Below are 15,414 nucleotides of genomic sequence, written 5' to 3' on the forward strand. Positions count from 1 at the left end.
TTTAAATTTCCCTTCTAATACATTTATCCAACAAGAGTATTGGAGGAAAAAAGAGAAGAAACGCAAGATCCTATTAATCACAAATATATTGATCGTAAACTATTTGAATTGAACTTTTTAGAAGAAAAGAGAACGGATAGGGAGTTTTTTCTATTTATCTACGGTAGTAATAAAGAACAATTAGCAGAAAGACGTAGAATGGCAGAAAACCATTTTAAAAATTCTTTTCCATTAGTAAGGATTACAAAAGAAAAGAAAATAGATGTGTTGTGTGTACTAAATAATCAAAACTCTAAATTGTAAGGAGGACTAATCATGGCGTTTGAATTAGCTAATATCATTCCTATGTTAAATAAAAAGAAAAAAAGGGGGATCAAGATGAAAATAAGCAAAAACAGAAACATGATTTAGAATTTCTTGCAAAGATTCAACCGAAAGGCGGTTTAAGATTTGGTGATAACTTTGTAAGAAAAGGAGACGGTTATGAAGCTTGTATTCACATTGTTGACTATCCTACTAATGTAGATGCAAAGTGGATGAAGACGATTACTACAATGAAGAACGTTATAGTGGTTACAGATGTTTCTACAATGGAGAGAAGTGAGACCGTAACCAATATTAATAAGTCTATGTTAGAACAAAAAATGCGTTTTAGTAATGAAAAACAAGGGATTGCTCAACTAGATGCTGTTCAAAAACATGATGAGTTAACCAAACTATATCACCAAATATCACAATTAGGAGAAGTCATTAAGTTAGTTCATGTTCGTTTATACGTTCATGGAAAAACGACTTTAGAATTAGAAAAGAGCGTTGGAGACGTTTTAACGGAGCTAGAGGCACAAAGCTTCAAGGGGACTGTACTTTTAAATGAGCAAGAGCATGAGTGGAAAGCTTTGTTTAGCCCGTATGAAGAACAAATTACATACGCTAATAAGAGAGAGGGAAAGGGAATGCCTGGGCTTACATTAGCTGCTGGGCTTCCCTTTCATTATGCACAATTACGTGATCCAAGAGGATCATATTTAGGGACTACATTTACGGGTGGTAGCGTGTTATTTGATTTGTTCCATAAAGATAAGCAACGTAGATACTATAACGGTGTACTTATTGGAGAAATGGGTTCAGGGAAAAGTACACTTCTTAAAAAGTTGTTTTTAGATAATAAAATTAGAAATAACTTTATAAGAGGCTTTGATGTAACAGGAGAATTTGAGACGTTAATTAAAGAAGTAAACGGGCAAATGGTGGCACTTGATGGTACACAAGGTTTAATTAACCCGTTGCAAATTTATCGTTCAAGGATAGACGATGAAGATAAAAAAACAATGGAAGAAATAGAGACACATTCTTTCTTACAACATCTTTCTAAGGCAGCTACTTTTTATTGTCTGTTATCTCCACAAGTTACAGATGCGGATATCCAAGAGTATAAAAAAGTACTTAGAGAGTTCTATGAATCATTAGGATTCTTAGAAAAAATAAAAACTACAGGTGTAACTAACTTGAAAAATGAAGAGTATCCTATCTTTTTAGAATTACTCGAATATGTAAAGAAAGAGCTGTACTCGAATGTGGAAGAGAGAATTATTAACCCTGGACTATCCCTTTCTAGATCAGCTAGGCTAGAGAAAATTGAATTAGCTCTTGATGATATTGTAAATGGATACGGTCATCTATTTAATGGACATACAACATTAGAAGACCTAACAAATGAACAAGTTGTATTCTTCTCTGTAAAATCATTACGTAGTCTGGAGAAAAAAGTTTTTAATGCCCAAATGTATAATGCATTTAGTTTGATTTGGGATCACCTAATTCAAATTGGTGAACCACAACGTAAAGGAATTTATAAAGATGGCTTTGACTTTGATCTTATAAAACGTTTGTTAGTTATTTTAGATGAATCACATTTAACGATTAATACGAGTAACCCAATTGCGGTAGACTTTATACTGGAATTCGCGCGTGAAGCCCGTAAGTATTTTGGTGGGCTTCTTTTTGCTTCACAATCAGTTCGAGATTTTGTGTCAGATGCAAAAGATAATGAGGTAGCAATTAAAATTAAAACACTATTTGAACTAACCCAGTATAAGTTTGTCTTACAGCAAGATGCGAACTCATTAGATACGCTAAGGTACATTTTCCAAGGTCAGTTATCCGAAAGTGAGCTAAGGCAAATTCCATTATTACAGCAAGGAGAATGTGTTTTAGCCATTAAAGGTGTGCAGAACTTAACAATGACAGTAGAAGCTTCCGAAGATGAAATAAACCTCTTTGAAGGTGGTTTATAATGCATGGATATTAAAAAAATAATAATTAAAAAGATTCTTTTATGGCTTGGGATTCCTGGTGTTTTAATACTAGGAGTCCTTTTTATTGGGGCCATATCAGCAATATCCATATCTGGTTCTCATAAGTCCTCCAGTGGAAGTGGAGGGGGTTCTGGATTAATTATAGGGGCTGGTTGTAAATTAACAGGACAGGTCGATCGTACGAAGTTTGATGCGAAAATAAATCAATCTGGAGCGTTTGCGAATCATGCAGATGGATTTATGAAAGCAGCTGAATCAGCAAAGATTGATCCAGTACTATTAGCAGCAATTGCACTTCATGAAACGGGGTACGGGAAGTCAAATGCAGTCGTTAATAAAAATAATCCTGGAGGATTAATGGACCCAAAAACGAACTGGCAAACCTTACAGATCTTCTCAAGTTTGGAGGAAGGGCTTGTATATATGGCAGGGAACTTAAATAGACTTTATATCTCACAAGGGCTAACAACTATTGATCAAATAGGTGGGAAGTATGCACCGATAGGAGCAGACAATGATCCTGGTCAGCTTAATAAGTATTGGGTTCCAACTGTTACAAAAATTGCTCAAGAATTAGGTGGAGCAATGCAATGTGAGGTTGTAGAAGGTGGAGGAACAGGAACAGGAGACATTAAAGTTGATGAAAATATGAAAGGAGACTTTCAATTTCCCTTCGTGGGAATCAATTATGTTGTTACAAGTGATTATGGCGGTCGCTGGGGAACACTTCATGCAGGAATAGATTTAGTGGCGTATCGTGGAGCACCTGTTAGCGCTGTAGGGGATGGAAAAGTTGTGGATGCTCGTTTATCTAGTTCGTATGGAAACATGGTTACAATTCAACATCCTAATGGAGTGTTTACACGTTATGCCCACATGGATGGATTAAATGTATCAACCGGACAAGATGTAAAAAAAGGACAACAGATTGGGATACAAGGAAATACAGGAGACTCAACTGGAACACATCTTCATTTTGAAGCTAGAAGAGGAAATGATTATAAACAAGGAACCTCTTTTGATCCAAGACAGCTATTACCATTTCCACCAAGTCAATCTGCCAATCACTAAATAAAAGGAGGTTTTCGTTTGTCTGCATTTAAAGTTGGAAGTAATAAAAATAAAATTTACTATGCCATTATGATAGGAATTGTTGTCATTTTAACCATTTGTTTAACATCAAAAGAGTTTATGTTTAATGACGATCCTATTGTTCAAACTGAATTTAATCGACCGTTACCTGGATTAAACTATAATACTATTTATCTAAAAAAGTGGGAGTACAATCCAGATAAAGATATAATGCAAGTTCATCTTAAAACAGGGGAAAAAAGTGGAACGTATGTAAGTTCGAAATTATCTTTTACAGCTAAACAAAAAGGAAATGCTAAAGAACTACCAACGAAAGTTGTGTTTAATCAAGGGGATATGTATGTTATCCAAATCAGTGAAGTGCCAAAAGAATATAGAGTCGTAGGTTTATTTGTAAATGAAAAAGCAGAGATTGATTCATTTGAAACTAGCACAACTACCGAAGGTGGAACCATTCAAAAAGAAGAAAATAATAATCTAAAAGAAAAGAAAATCGTTTTAACAGGAGATTATCGAAAAATAAAAACAAACAAAGATCTATTAAGAAAAAATGAAAACGAGTACGCGCAAGATGAAACGGAAGAAGAATTACAATCTGTAAGGATAGAAATAAATAATGTAAAGAAAACAATCCCATTACAAGATGAACTAACAGATAAAATTGTAAATGAAATTGAAAGAATTGAAGCAAATAAAGTATATCAAACAGATGATGAAAAAGAAAAAAGTGAATCGGAAATTCAAAAAAGAAAGCTACAAATAGAACAGTATAAAAAGAGAAAATTAGAGCTAGAAAACAAAACTAAAGAGTTAGAAGCAAAAGAGAAAAATCTTCAGAAGAAATTAGAAGATCAGCGTAAAAAGTTTAATTTAGCAGAATGAAATTAAACTATTTTAAAAGATAAAAAGAGATATAAACATTATGAATATAATTATCAGATAATTTTTCGGTTGTATAAAAAAGTTATCTGATATTTTTTTTGCCATTATATAAGGAATTGTGTTTCAAGATAAAGGTTTGAAAAAGTACATTGAAACTACATTGGATTTACATTGAAACTGCATTGGAAATACATTGAAACCACGCTGAAACTACATTGAATTTCTCTTTCTCATGATATCACGTTTTTGTTAGGCTCTGCCTAACCTGTCACCTTCGGTGATAGCAAAAAACCCTTATGCTCTTGCAATTAAAATCACTAATTTGGAGGTTTTCCCCTATGAATGTGTTAATCCGTGATCTTGATGCTAGTTTAGTGAAACGCATTGACGAACTAGCAAAGGCAAAAAAAATTTCTAGACAAGAATTTTTGCATAGGTATATTAGTAATCTTGCTGTACTTCAAGATATGAAAGACTTACAAGATAAACATATAGAATTACAAAAACAAAGCATGATCCTCATAAAACAAAACACACAAACTATGAATCGTATGTTACAAGTTATTGAAGATATTGAATTGGAAAATGAATAAATAAAAATAGTGAAAGGGGCTTAAGTATGTCTAAAAAAAAGATGGATAAGACTTATTATTTAAATGAAACTACAGTTGCTTATATAAAGGAATATGCAGAAGAAAAAGGAATTAAACCAAGCCATGCATTAGAAAGAATTATTGTTGAACATCAAAACCAAAATCATGATTTATTAGAACAAATTAAAGGAGCAGTTAAAGATGTTATTCATGAAGATTTAGGAAGAATTAGAGCTGGTACAAATCTAACTGATAAACATACAAGAATGTTATTACAATTTGCAAATCACTATTTTACAGTAAATAGATTTGAGCGATTGGCTACAACAAATCAGTTTATGTCTAAAGGCATGGTACAAGCAGAAGAGTTTGTTAAAGATCAAATTTCAAATGCTCGAATGAAAAAGTTAGAAAGAGAAAAAGGCACAAGTGATTCAAATTAGGGAGGGAATATATGAATACGCCTGGTGTAGTAATTAAAAGTCAATTCGTATATTCCAAAAATGATTTTAGTAAAAATCAAGATAAAGAATTCGGGGATTATATTGATTATATCGGAAGAAAAGATGCTGTTGAGAAAGAAAAAAATGAATTTTGTTCTTATCAAGATTATATGGGAAACGAGGAAAAAACGTCTTCACTTTTTACAAAAGAGGAAGACGTAGTTTCACTAGATGGTAAGAATAGATTGAAAGAGGCTTTTAAAACGGCACAAAAAAACAAAAGTGTTTTGTGGCAAGATGTAATTAGTTTTGATAATGAATGGTTAGAGAAACACGGTATTTATAACTCGGAAAGCAAAATGCTAGATGAAGAAAAATTAAAAGATGTAACAAGAAAAGCAATGGATGTCATGATGACGAAAGAACGATTACGTGATACAGCAATTTGGTCAGCAGCCATTCATTATAATACGGATAATATCCATGTTCATGTCGCAATGGTCGAACCAGTACCGAGTGCCGGAAGGATAATTTCCAAAGGCAGATTCAAAGGAATGCATCGAGGGAAAAGAAAACAAAAATCAATTGATGCAATGAAATCAAAAGTAGTAAATAGCATTATGGATCGCAGCGAAGAGTACAAAAAAATTAATGATTTAATACGGAATAAAATTGTTAAAAGTAAAAAAGATGTGCAGCTTTCTGAAAAAAGAAAAATGAAAAAGTTGTTTGCTGAAATTACGAAAGAGCTACCTGAAGATAAAAAGCAGTGGCAGTATAACTATAACTCTATTAGCCATGTAAGGGATAAGATAGATCAATTAAGTGATATGTACATAGAGAAATACCATAAGAAAGAGTTTAAAGAATTAAAAGAGAAATTAGAAGAAGAAATGAAGATTATGAAAGAAGCTTATGGAGGGAGGGAAGAAGATAAAAAACGTTATAATCAATTTGGTGATACAAAGGTTAATGAATTATATACTAGATTGGGGAACGCTGTTTTAAAAGAAATGAAGCAGGTAGCAAAAGAACAACAACAAGCTAAATTTCAAAAGAGAAAAAATATTTTTTCTCGTGGTAAACGTATACGGTCTGGTTTTAAACAACGTACCAACATTATGAGAAGCTTAAAAAATATGAACTATCATATGAATAATGAATATGAAAAATGGAAGAACCAACGACAATATAAACAATTACAAGAACAAATTGAAAATGGATACGAGAGATAAAAATGAGAGTTTATTGGGAGTATGGTGGGAGGGAAGTACCTATTTTTAAAGATATAATTATATTATGAGGTTTAAACTTCTAATTTCTATTAAATAAATTAGAAGGGGAAATATAATGTTAGCTTTCTTTAAAAATTAGTTAACTTCAAATGTGAAGTTTTTTATTGCAAAAGCTCTAATAACTTTTGGAAGAATAAAAAATGAAAGGTTGATTATTCCATGAGGATCTTCATGAAGAATGGCGATATTACAAATTATGATAGTAAAGTTGATGTAATAATTAATGCATGGAATAGAAATTTTTTACCACGTTATTTTTTAAATGAAGCTGATTTTTCAAAGGCAATTAGGAAGAAGGCAGGTCATGAACCATTTAAACAATTGCAAAAAGAAGGTCTATTAAAGCTAGGTGAAGCGGTTATTACTTCATCTGGTTTTTTAAATTGAAAAGCATTAATTCATGTAGCTGGTATTAATACTTTGTGGAAAGCAACAGAGTATTCAATTAGGCAGTCAACTTATAACGCATTGCAATTAGTAATAAAGAAAAAATATAGTTCGGTTGCAATGCCGATTATAGGAAGCGGTACAGGAGGATTAAAAAAAGAAAAATGTTTAGCAATTATCAAAGATGAATGTAAGAAGTTTATTCATCATGAATTAGATGTATATATTATAGATTTTAGTGCCTCCTAGTCGATTTATTAGTTTGGTAAATAGAATTTGAAAGGAGGTGAATAAGTGAGTAATTGGTTATTTGCGTTATGCATGATAGTTGTTGCAAGTATTTTAAATGTGATTGTCTCATTTTTTATTAAAGGGGGGAGATTGCTTAAGGAGAGTCGTAAGAAAAGTGAAGGAGGAAAGGCACATAGAGTATGAGTTAGTAAAAATTTAAAGTGCAGTACGAAAGCATTCACTAGGAAATGGATTTGAAGCGGGACATAAAAGGCTAGCTTTTTGCCTATCTGGATTATATGGGGATATATAAGCTAAGAGTACAAGTTGTAGAGGTGATATAATAACCTTATTAATAAAATGGGGGTTTTAATATGAAAAATAAAAAATCAGCGGAATTTTTATTAAATTATTCTTGGGAAGGAAAAACAAAAGGACAAATAATTTTAGAAATGGAATTACCTGATTATGAACAAGGTTATTTAGAAGATGCAATGAATGAATTAGGACCAAAAGGAAAATATTCTGGCATGGATCTAGATAGTTATTTTGTATTAAGAATGGCTATGGATGAAGATGATGTTGGCCCATTAAATGATGATGATATTATATATAAAAATTAATATAATAAGGAGAATTATTGATGGTAGAGTATAATTCTGGAGATATTGTTAGGGTATTTTATCCGTATATACCAAAGGTGAAAAATACTTATGAAGTTTAGAGAGACTAAAAGAGTTGGTCTTTTTTATTTATTAATTTACACTTTTACACTTATGTAAAAGTGTAAAGATGGTATAATAACCTTATTAATAAATGGAGGTTTTGACATGGAAAATAATAAAATGGACAACAAAAAATCAAGTGCTTTTTTATCTAACTATTCATGGAAAGAGAAGGATAGAAAACAAATTATTGAGGAAATGGAACTTGAAGATTATGAACAAAAATATTTGGATCAAGCAATGAAAGAATTAATACAAGAAGAAAAATATAATGGTTTCGAATTAGATAAGAGAATTATGTTACTATTTGAAATGAATGAAGAAGAAGATGACGGATTTGATGAAAATGATGCTGAATATATGGAGTAAAGAAGTAGGTGAATGAAATGGAAAGATTTAAATCAGGTGATATTGTAAGGGTATTTTATCCTTTTAAACCAAAGGTGCTAAGTGAAGAAAATGAGGTAAAATTAGGGAAAACAAGGTTTGGTGTTATTATTAATGCCAAAAATAACAAAACCGTAGCTTTACCGATTCTTCAAATTCTTACAAGAGATGGGAAAACAGAAAAACCTAATTATAGAATGAGGGATGACGAAATTAAAGTTCCCCCAAATATTACATATAAAAAACCTTCACTTCAAAAGAGAATTCCTATAAATGGAGTAATTAAAACAGATAGAATCGAATTATTTGATTATGACGAAATAATAAAAAAGTATCGAAAATAGATTTGGTTACTAAGAGCGCTATACTAAAGAATTACAAAGGTATTTTGAAAGATAAATCTTTTTTAGATTCATTAAATAGGGAATCATCAGGTCATAAAGAGGCAATGCAATGTTTTGAACGTGTAATTATCGCTGAAAAATTACGTTTTTTAACTACAAATATAGGAGAATGCAAATACGAGTATATGGAAGATCAGTTGCTCAAAATCAATAAAATACAACCTTTAGGAAAATCAGATATGAATAAAAGAATCCATTTCTATGCTGTTGAATTAACAGATGAGGAAAATAAGGATTCTTTTTTTTATACCATCGCTTCAATGAAGCAGCCTGAACAAGTTGCCAGAGAATGGGGAAAGCCAAAAGCAGCGATTGATTGGCTAAAAGAGGATGAAAGGTTTTATAATTTACAAAAAGATATTACTAAGGTATTTAAAAAGACGCCCAATTCACATCCTAATAGATATAAAGCCTTTTCTTTATTCCGCAAAAACACAATAGAAAATGCTATGGAAAGATAAAAGAACTGTAAATTCAATACTTGATGAGGTTTAGAGAGACTAAAAGAGTTGGTCTTTTATATTTTCTGTAATTTACACTTTTACACTTGTGTAAAAGTGTAAAGGTGGTATAATAATCTTATTAATAAAATGGGGGTTTTGACATGGAAAATAATAAAATAGAAAACAAAAAATCAATTGATTTTTTATCAGATTATTCATGGAAAGGGAAAGATAGAGAACAAATTATTCAAGAAATGGAACTTGAAGATTACGAACAAAAATATTTAGATCAGGCAATGCAAGAGTTAGTAGCAGAAGGAAAATATACTGGATATCATCTGGATAGAAGGATTCTTTTACTAATTGATATGCATGAAGATGAGGATGATTTTGATGAAGATGATGTTGTTTATATCAGATAAAGGGATAGGTGAATCAAATGGGAATATATAAATCAGGTGATATTGTAAGGGTATTTTATCCTTTTAAACCGAAAGCTTTAAGTAATGATAATGAGCCACAGGTAGGAAAAAGAAGATTCGGTCTTATTATAAACGCTGGGAATAACAGTACTCTAGCCTTACCAATTCTTCAAATAACTTCGCATGGAGGAAGAACAGAGCAAACTAATCATAAGTTGAGAAGAGATGAAATTAAAGTTCCAGAAAATGTTACATATTACAAAGATTCAGCTCAAAGAGAAGTCCCTGTATATGGCGTGATTAAGACTGAAAGAATTGAATTCTTTGATGATGATGAAATATCAAGACCATTAACCAGCATAGATTTAGATACTAAGATTTCCGTACTAAACAATTACAAAGATATTTTGAAAAAGAGGATTTTTGTAGAAGTGTTAAATGAAGAATCACCAGGTCACAAAGAGGCAATGCAATGTTTTGAACGTGCGATTATCGCTGAAAAATTAAATTTCTTAACTACAGATCAAGGGGAATGTAAATATGAGCATATAGAAGACAAAATGCTTAAAGTAAATAAAATACAATCTTTAGGAAAATCAGATACAAATAAAAGAATCCATTTCTACGCTGTTGAATTAACAGCTGAAGAAAATAAGGATTCTTTTTTTTATACCATAGCTTCAATGAAGCAGCCAAAACAAGTTGCTAGGGAATGGGGAAAGCCAAAAGCAGCTGTTGATTGGTTAAAAGAGGATGAAAGATTTTATAATTTACAAAAAGATATTAGTAAGGTGTTTAAAGAGCCACCAAATCCACACCCTAATAAATATAAAGCTTTTTCTTTATTCCGCAAAAACATGTTAGAAAATGCTATGGAAAGATAAAAGGAATCTAATACTGAATTAAGTCTAGAGCAACTGATAGAGTTGGTCTTTTTTATTATTTCTTTTTAAAAAGGAGGTGTAGGGTTGCTTCTCATAGATGTTTCACCGTATATGTTTTTTTGCAGCATCATATTATTTGTGTTGATGATGTTTTATAAGTTAATGCATAAGCGTAAAGCGAAAAATATATTCTTAAAGTCAGGGATCAGAGACATTGATCAAATGGATGGACGACAATTTGAATTCTTTCTTGAGGCTCTATTTACAAAACTGGGATATAAGGCAGCTGTCACGAACGGTAGTCATGATTTTGGGGCAGATCTAATATTTGAAGGAGAAAATAGAGTTGTTATTCAAGCGAAAAGATATGCTTTTAAGAACAGAGTAGGAATTAAAGCTATACAAGAAATTTATGCAGCTAAAACCTTCTATAAAGCTAATGAAGCATGGGTAATCACAAATAGTACATATACATCATCAGCAAAACAATTAGCAAGAGCATGTGATGTGAAACTACTGGATAGATCATCTTTACAAGAATTTATTGTACAAGTAAATCCAGAACAGAAACCAGCTGATATAAGAAAATCAGTAGAACCAGCTACAAGAAAGTGTCCGAAATGTGGAGAGGTATTGGTATCTCGGACTCATGATGGACGAGTGTTTTTAGGGTGTTCATCTTTTCCACAATGTAGACACACTGAAAAAGTGGCAAATTAATATTGGGAGGTATTAGAATGGGACGACTTTCTTTGTTAGAAGAAATTAAATCAAAAGAAATGATATTTTCCACGAGGGGTGAGAAAGTTTCAATACCAATTGGAGATTTTGCAATTAATCACTTAGAGTAACACTTATAAAACCAAGTTTCATATGGTAGATTCACACCTGTTAGAGGAGATTAAAATAAGCTTTTTTTACCCATACTTTTCTAATTTAAAAGATACTTAAAATAGACTCTTACTTTAACAAGTAAGAGTCTATTTTTATTTATGAATAAAAATGAGAGTTTTACGGGAGTTTTTGGCTACTTATCTGGTTGGCAGCGAGGAAAATAAAGAGTTAACCTATTAGTATGGTAAAACCAAAAAATTAGATAAGGGGAGGGGAACTTTATATGGAAAACGTAGGGGGAATGGAAGAAAGTCCATTTGCTTTTATAGAAGGATGCGTTAATGCTCTCTTTTTAGTCTTACCCTTCTGGACGTTAGTATTTTTAGTAGTGTATTGGAATTTATTTTAAATCTATACTTAAAAATAAATACATTTAGGTGTAATTAGGAGTGCATAATGAAGAAAGAATTATTTGTCTGTGAAAAACCATCACAAGCGGAGACTTATGCGAAAGCTTAAGTGGTGGTGGCACAAGGAAAAAAGGATATTTTGAGGGTAATGATGTTAGGATATATAGTAGAAAAGGTCGAATCCTTTTTAAGGAAGTGTAGGACGGTATGTCTTATGATAGTGTGTTTTTGGTTAATCATGTTTTTAGTGGCTGGAGAACACTTTTTATAAAGTCTTATAGGAAGTATTGGGAAATGGAATCTCAAACGTTTAAGGTTTGAAAACTTTCGTATATGGATTATAAGAAGGGAATGAAATACTTAATGAACTTCAAAAGTAGTAAAGGAAATGTATACAAAAAGATCACTTGTCTTGGAAACAGGTGATCTTTTTATTAGATAAATTTCTACTTGCCAACAGCAGGTAGTCGTTACCCTATTCATATGTTCAGTAAATATTATAACACAATTGTCTTTGTTAAAGTGACAACATAGCGCTATGCTAGAGCTAAAATTATAGCAATACAATTCATTAATATTAATAAAATGCTATGGTGCCATGTTACTTTTGATTCGGCTTAATTTCTATCATTTAAATTTGAAAAATGTCACTATCCGTTATGCCTAATACTTGCATTTCTGTCCTTAATGAACGTTACGATTCGATTTTTATTGATTTGGTAGTCCTGTCTAGCAAGATATATTCGTGTAAAAATATGCCCCCTCATTTTTCTTTACCTTAACACCACATCTCACCCAGAAAATCTGTAGGTATATAAATTTTATATATTAAGTGCAGTTTCTTCACACTTGTTCTCATTAGAGTTTTCATAGTATGTATAGTACCTTTTTAAGGATACATAAGTTTTAAATCCTACTTGCTTCACAATGTGTTCAGCTGTGCATTGCTGCTGGATCATCTTTAAAATAAAGGTATTTCGAAAATGTTGTGCAGAAATCCCTTTCCTCAAATTTGCCCGCCTTACTTCTAAACGAATCATTTTTTGAATGGAGATTTCCGTTAGAAATTTTGGTGCATCATCGTCATAACTCCAAAGGTAAGTACCGAGCATAAAATGAAAAGCAACAAAGAGTGGATCATCGCTGTGATATCTAGGGCGTACTGGTTCAGGAATAGTTTTATAGTAATAATATAAGTGTAATTTATCCTCTTCTTTTAACTGGATTGTACGATTGATTTTTGTATCTTCCGGAATAGATAATGTATTGTTCTCAAAATGCACATGTTTCATTCGTAAAGCGACAAGCTCATGTAGAGATAATCCGTAGTCTAGGAGCAAAATTATAATAGAGAAATTTCGCTCTAAAATCATAGGACGGGTAGTTCGTTGTTTTTCTGTCAGTCCTTCTAATGATTGAGACACTTGCTTTAGACGCTCCTCTTCCTGTAGAAAAATAAAGTCTTCAGTACGTAATGCACGATTAGGTGGAGATATGTGAATGTCACTTTCGATGGGGCTAGGTAAATCTAAATATTCGTACAGCCTATTAAGAACGATGTAAATACGATGTACCGTCTTGTCAGAGTATTGACGTTCTTCTATTAAGTAAGTAAAGAATGCTTCGAAATCCTTTTTACATAGAGATTCCCAACTAATGTCTTCAGACAGTTGTTCAGATTGATGCAGCCATTGAATGCAGCTCTCGATATCGTAAATATATCGCTTGATCGTAGAGGGTTTTCTTCCTTTATTTAATAAGTAGGAAGAAAATCCTTGTAGTGTATCTTGTTTTGTTCCTGCAATGTTATTGATTTTTATTTCCCCTCTCTTTATATCTTTTGACCACCCTATAAAATGTAGGACTAGTCATATTACACCTTCTCATAGCATCTAATGCTGTTATCTGTCCGAATTTCCATTTATTATAGGCTTCAATGAATTCTGGAGTTATTTTAGTTTTAGGCCTTCCTAAATGTTTTCCTTTTTTCTTTGCAGCGTCAATGCCTTCACGTTGGCGAGTTTTTATTTTTGTCCGTTCCTCTTCAGCAAGCCACGATAAAATTTGAAGTACCAAATCAGTAATAAGAGTTCCTAAACCATCTTTATATTGAGTTGTATCTAAAAGTGGCATATCTAATACGACAATATGAGCTTGTATGTTTTGGGTAATATCTTTCCACTCCTGAAGGATCGCTTCTTTATTTCTCCCGAAGCGATCCAGGGAATGAATATATAAAATATCATCTTTTCTTAACATGCGTTTTAGAAGTTGGTATTGTTCTCGGTTAAAATCTCTTCCGCTCTGTTTATCGACAAAAATATCTCGTTCGTCAGTGATGAGTTTTTTCATTACTTCAATCTGACGATTCTCATTTTGGTCCTTGCTACTGACTCTTATATATCCAAATTTTCTTGTATTCAAAATAAAAAGACATCCCTTCAAAATTGGTTCTACTAAAATAATAACAAAAATACTTCAAAAGGTATCATTAATTATTTAGTATTTCAAAATTACATTTTCAAACCTTTTGAAGTACTAAATTTAATAGAGTTTACTGCGCATCAAAAGGTGTACCTTTTGAAGGATTCATCATATACATTCCAACATTAAATTTAGAATTATCTCAATGTAAATTGAGATTGCATACTAGTACAACTCTTTTTATTTTGAAGGGAGGGAAAAAAATGAATCAAATTAGTTTAGGAATAAAATCATTTATAGTGCTGCTCGGAACGTTTTGTGGATATTTTCTCGGGGGGTGGGATATAGTTTTGATAACTTTAACTATACTTACAATAATTGATTATATTACGGGAATTATTGCAGCAGCGTATAATGGTGAATTAAAAAGTAAAATCGGATTCCGTGGTATAGCCAAAAAGGTTGTAATGTTCTTATTGGTTGGAGTCGCAGTGCAATTAGATTTGATACTTGGTAGTAACAGTGCAATTCGTGAAGCAACAATATTTTTCTTTAGTGGAAACGAATTACTATCTATTTTAGAAAATGCTGGTCGTATGGGAGTAAAATTACCTGATGTATTGGTTAATGCAGTTGAAATTCTTAATGGGAAAAAACAGAGAGATAAAAAAGGAGACGATGTAAAATAATTTTCATATGAAGATATAAAACTTACAAATTATAAAATTTTGTTTTACTGCTGAAATTTAAATTTTATCTTTTCTAATAGCAAAATCCTCTGTACTTTAGATTTCTTACGATTTTTTTATTTAAGCACATTTTTAATCTATTCTTAGATTTTTAATGTCTTTCATCTAATTATTCTTATATTTTTTATTTTGTAGGTTTAAAGTTGATTTTTTACTATATAGCATCTCTTTATTAATTATATATATAAATATCTTTTATAAATATTTTTAAAGGGAGCTATGTAAAATGGATTTAGAAAGCAAGGGGAAATCACTAAATGAAGATGAGGTAATACAAATTATTGAGGCTTTTAAACCTAAAATTAAAAAGAGCTTATTTAATACTTCACTTGGTGAGAGAGAAGACTTAGAACAAGAAATTAAATTAAAAATAGTAGAAAAGATTAACGATATATACAGCGATGAGGTTCCAGGGTTCTTTCAATTTATAAATAGTTTTTAAAACTATTTATGTTTAGTTAATGTTTTAACAAAGTAATTTTTAAATTTACAGA

General features: G+C 31.5%; 22 protein-coding genes. 20 read left to right on the forward strand and 2 right to left on the reverse strand.

Annotated features, from left to right (window positions below; all coding sequences use genetic code 11):
• Positions 1-39: 39 nt before the first annotated feature.
• From MHI26_RS30595 to MHI26_RS30680, 18 genes are all read left to right on the forward strand, one after another.
• A complete protein-coding gene (locus MHI26_RS30595; RefSeq protein WP_340994835.1) occupies positions 40-303 on the forward strand; it encodes a hypothetical protein in 264 nt (87 codons plus the stop codon).
• Positions 304-554: 251 nt separating this feature from the next.
• On the forward strand, positions 555-2,294 hold the full coding sequence (locus MHI26_RS30600; protein WP_340994837.1) for a VirB4 family type IV secretion system protein: 1,740 nt from the start codon (positions 555-557) through the stop codon (positions 2,292-2,294).
• A 3-nt stretch (positions 2,295-2,297) separates the two neighbouring features.
• Positions 2,298-3,386, forward strand: a complete 1,089-nt coding sequence (locus MHI26_RS30605) for a peptidoglycan DD-metalloendopeptidase family protein (protein ID WP_097889108.1) — start codon at positions 2,298-2,300, stop codon at positions 3,384-3,386.
• Positions 3,387-3,404: 18 nt separating this feature from the next.
• Positions 3,405-4,289, forward strand: coding sequence for a hypothetical protein (locus MHI26_RS30610; RefSeq protein ID WP_097889109.1), 885 nt, complete (start codon positions 3,405-3,407; stop codon positions 4,287-4,289).
• Positions 4,290-4,627: 338 nt separating this feature from the next.
• Positions 4,628-4,882 (forward strand): ribbon-helix-helix protein, CopG family, encoded by a 255-nt coding sequence (locus tag MHI26_RS30615; RefSeq protein ID WP_097889110.1) that lies wholly within the window; start codon positions 4,628-4,630, stop codon positions 4,880-4,882.
• A 41-nt stretch (positions 4,883-4,923) separates the two neighbouring features.
• Positions 4,924-5,325 (forward strand): hypothetical protein, encoded by a 402-nt coding sequence (locus tag MHI26_RS30620; RefSeq protein ID WP_257151881.1) that lies wholly within the window; start codon positions 4,924-4,926, stop codon positions 5,323-5,325.
• An 11-nt stretch (positions 5,326-5,336) separates the two neighbouring features.
• Positions 5,337-6,560, forward strand: a complete 1,224-nt coding sequence (gene mobP2, locus MHI26_RS30625) for a MobP2 family relaxase (protein WP_340994841.1) — start codon at positions 5,337-5,339, stop codon at positions 6,558-6,560.
• 231 nt (positions 6,561-6,791) lie between these two features.
• Positions 6,792-7,007 (forward strand): hypothetical protein, encoded by a 216-nt coding sequence (locus MHI26_RS30630; protein WP_340809312.1) that lies wholly within the window; start codon positions 6,792-6,794, stop codon positions 7,005-7,007.
• 9 nt (positions 7,008-7,016) lie between these two features.
• Entirely contained in the window at positions 7,017-7,256 is a 240-nt protein-coding gene (locus tag MHI26_RS30635) for a macro domain-containing protein (protein ID WP_340809319.1), read from the forward strand.
• A gap of 45 nt (positions 7,257-7,301) precedes the next feature.
• Positions 7,302-7,442 (forward strand): hypothetical protein, encoded by a 141-nt coding sequence (locus tag MHI26_RS30640; protein WP_176519905.1) that lies wholly within the window; start codon positions 7,302-7,304, stop codon positions 7,440-7,442.
• A gap of 170 nt (positions 7,443-7,612) precedes the next feature.
• A complete protein-coding gene (locus MHI26_RS30645; RefSeq protein ID WP_061665893.1) occupies positions 7,613-7,861 on the forward strand; it encodes a hypothetical protein in 249 nt (82 codons plus the stop codon).
• Positions 7,862-8,068: 207 nt separating this feature from the next.
• Positions 8,069-8,332, forward strand: coding sequence for a hypothetical protein (locus tag MHI26_RS30650; protein ID WP_225988080.1), 264 nt, complete (start codon positions 8,069-8,071; stop codon positions 8,330-8,332).
• A gap of 17 nt (positions 8,333-8,349) precedes the next feature.
• On the forward strand, positions 8,350-8,694 hold the full coding sequence (locus tag MHI26_RS30655; RefSeq protein ID WP_225988079.1) for a hypothetical protein: 345 nt from the start codon (positions 8,350-8,352) through the stop codon (positions 8,692-8,694).
• Between the two features lie 44 nt (positions 8,695-8,738).
• Complete coding sequence (locus MHI26_RS30660; protein WP_225988078.1) at positions 8,739-9,215, forward strand: hypothetical protein; 477 nt, start codon at positions 8,739-8,741, stop codon at positions 9,213-9,215.
• Between the two features lie 143 nt (positions 9,216-9,358).
• On the forward strand, positions 9,359-9,619 hold the full coding sequence (locus MHI26_RS30665; protein ID WP_225988077.1) for a hypothetical protein: 261 nt from the start codon (positions 9,359-9,361) through the stop codon (positions 9,617-9,619).
• A gap of 17 nt (positions 9,620-9,636) precedes the next feature.
• On the forward strand, positions 9,637-10,503 hold the full coding sequence (locus MHI26_RS30670; RefSeq protein WP_151547511.1) for a hypothetical protein: 867 nt from the start codon (positions 9,637-9,639) through the stop codon (positions 10,501-10,503).
• An 84-nt stretch (positions 10,504-10,587) separates the two neighbouring features.
• The gene (locus MHI26_RS30675) at positions 10,588-11,223 is read left to right on the forward strand and encodes a restriction endonuclease (protein WP_061665998.1); all 636 of its coding nucleotides are present in this window, start codon (positions 10,588-10,590) and stop codon (positions 11,221-11,223) included.
• Positions 11,224-11,620: 397 nt separating this feature from the next.
• A complete protein-coding gene (locus MHI26_RS30680; RefSeq protein WP_264158514.1) occupies positions 11,621-11,746 on the forward strand; it encodes a hypothetical protein in 126 nt (41 codons plus the stop codon).
• Positions 11,747-12,568: 822 nt separating this feature from the next.
• Here MHI26_RS30680 and MHI26_RS30685 read toward each other — a convergent pair.
• Positions 12,569-13,582 (reverse strand): tyrosine-type recombinase/integrase, encoded by a 1,014-nt coding sequence (locus MHI26_RS30685; RefSeq protein ID WP_151547510.1) that lies wholly within the window; start codon positions 13,580-13,582, stop codon positions 12,569-12,571.
• Positions 13,554-14,171, reverse strand: coding sequence for a recombinase family protein (locus MHI26_RS30690; RefSeq protein WP_151547509.1), 618 nt, complete (start codon positions 14,169-14,171; stop codon positions 13,554-13,556). Before MHI26_RS30690 ends, MHI26_RS30685 begins: the two co-directional genes overlap by 29 nt.
• Positions 14,172-14,434: 263 nt before the next feature.
• Here MHI26_RS30690 and MHI26_RS30695 point away from each other — a divergent pair, with 263 nt between their 5' ends.
• Both MHI26_RS30695 and MHI26_RS30700 read left to right on the forward strand, forming a co-directional pair.
• On the forward strand, positions 14,435-14,860 hold the full coding sequence (locus tag MHI26_RS30695; protein ID WP_061668045.1) for a phage holin family protein: 426 nt from the start codon (positions 14,435-14,437) through the stop codon (positions 14,858-14,860).
• 286 nt (positions 14,861-15,146) lie between these two features.
• Complete coding sequence (locus MHI26_RS30700; protein WP_061668044.1) at positions 15,147-15,362, forward strand: helix-turn-helix domain-containing protein; 216 nt, start codon at positions 15,147-15,149, stop codon at positions 15,360-15,362.
• The last annotated feature ends 52 nt before the right edge of the window (positions 15,363-15,414 follow it).

Source organism: Bacillus sp. FSL K6-1218, from assembly GCF_038006445.1.
In the GTDB taxonomy this organism is placed as follows: domain Bacteria; phylum Bacillota; class Bacilli; order Bacillales; family Bacillaceae_G; genus Bacillus_A; species Bacillus_A thuringiensis_S.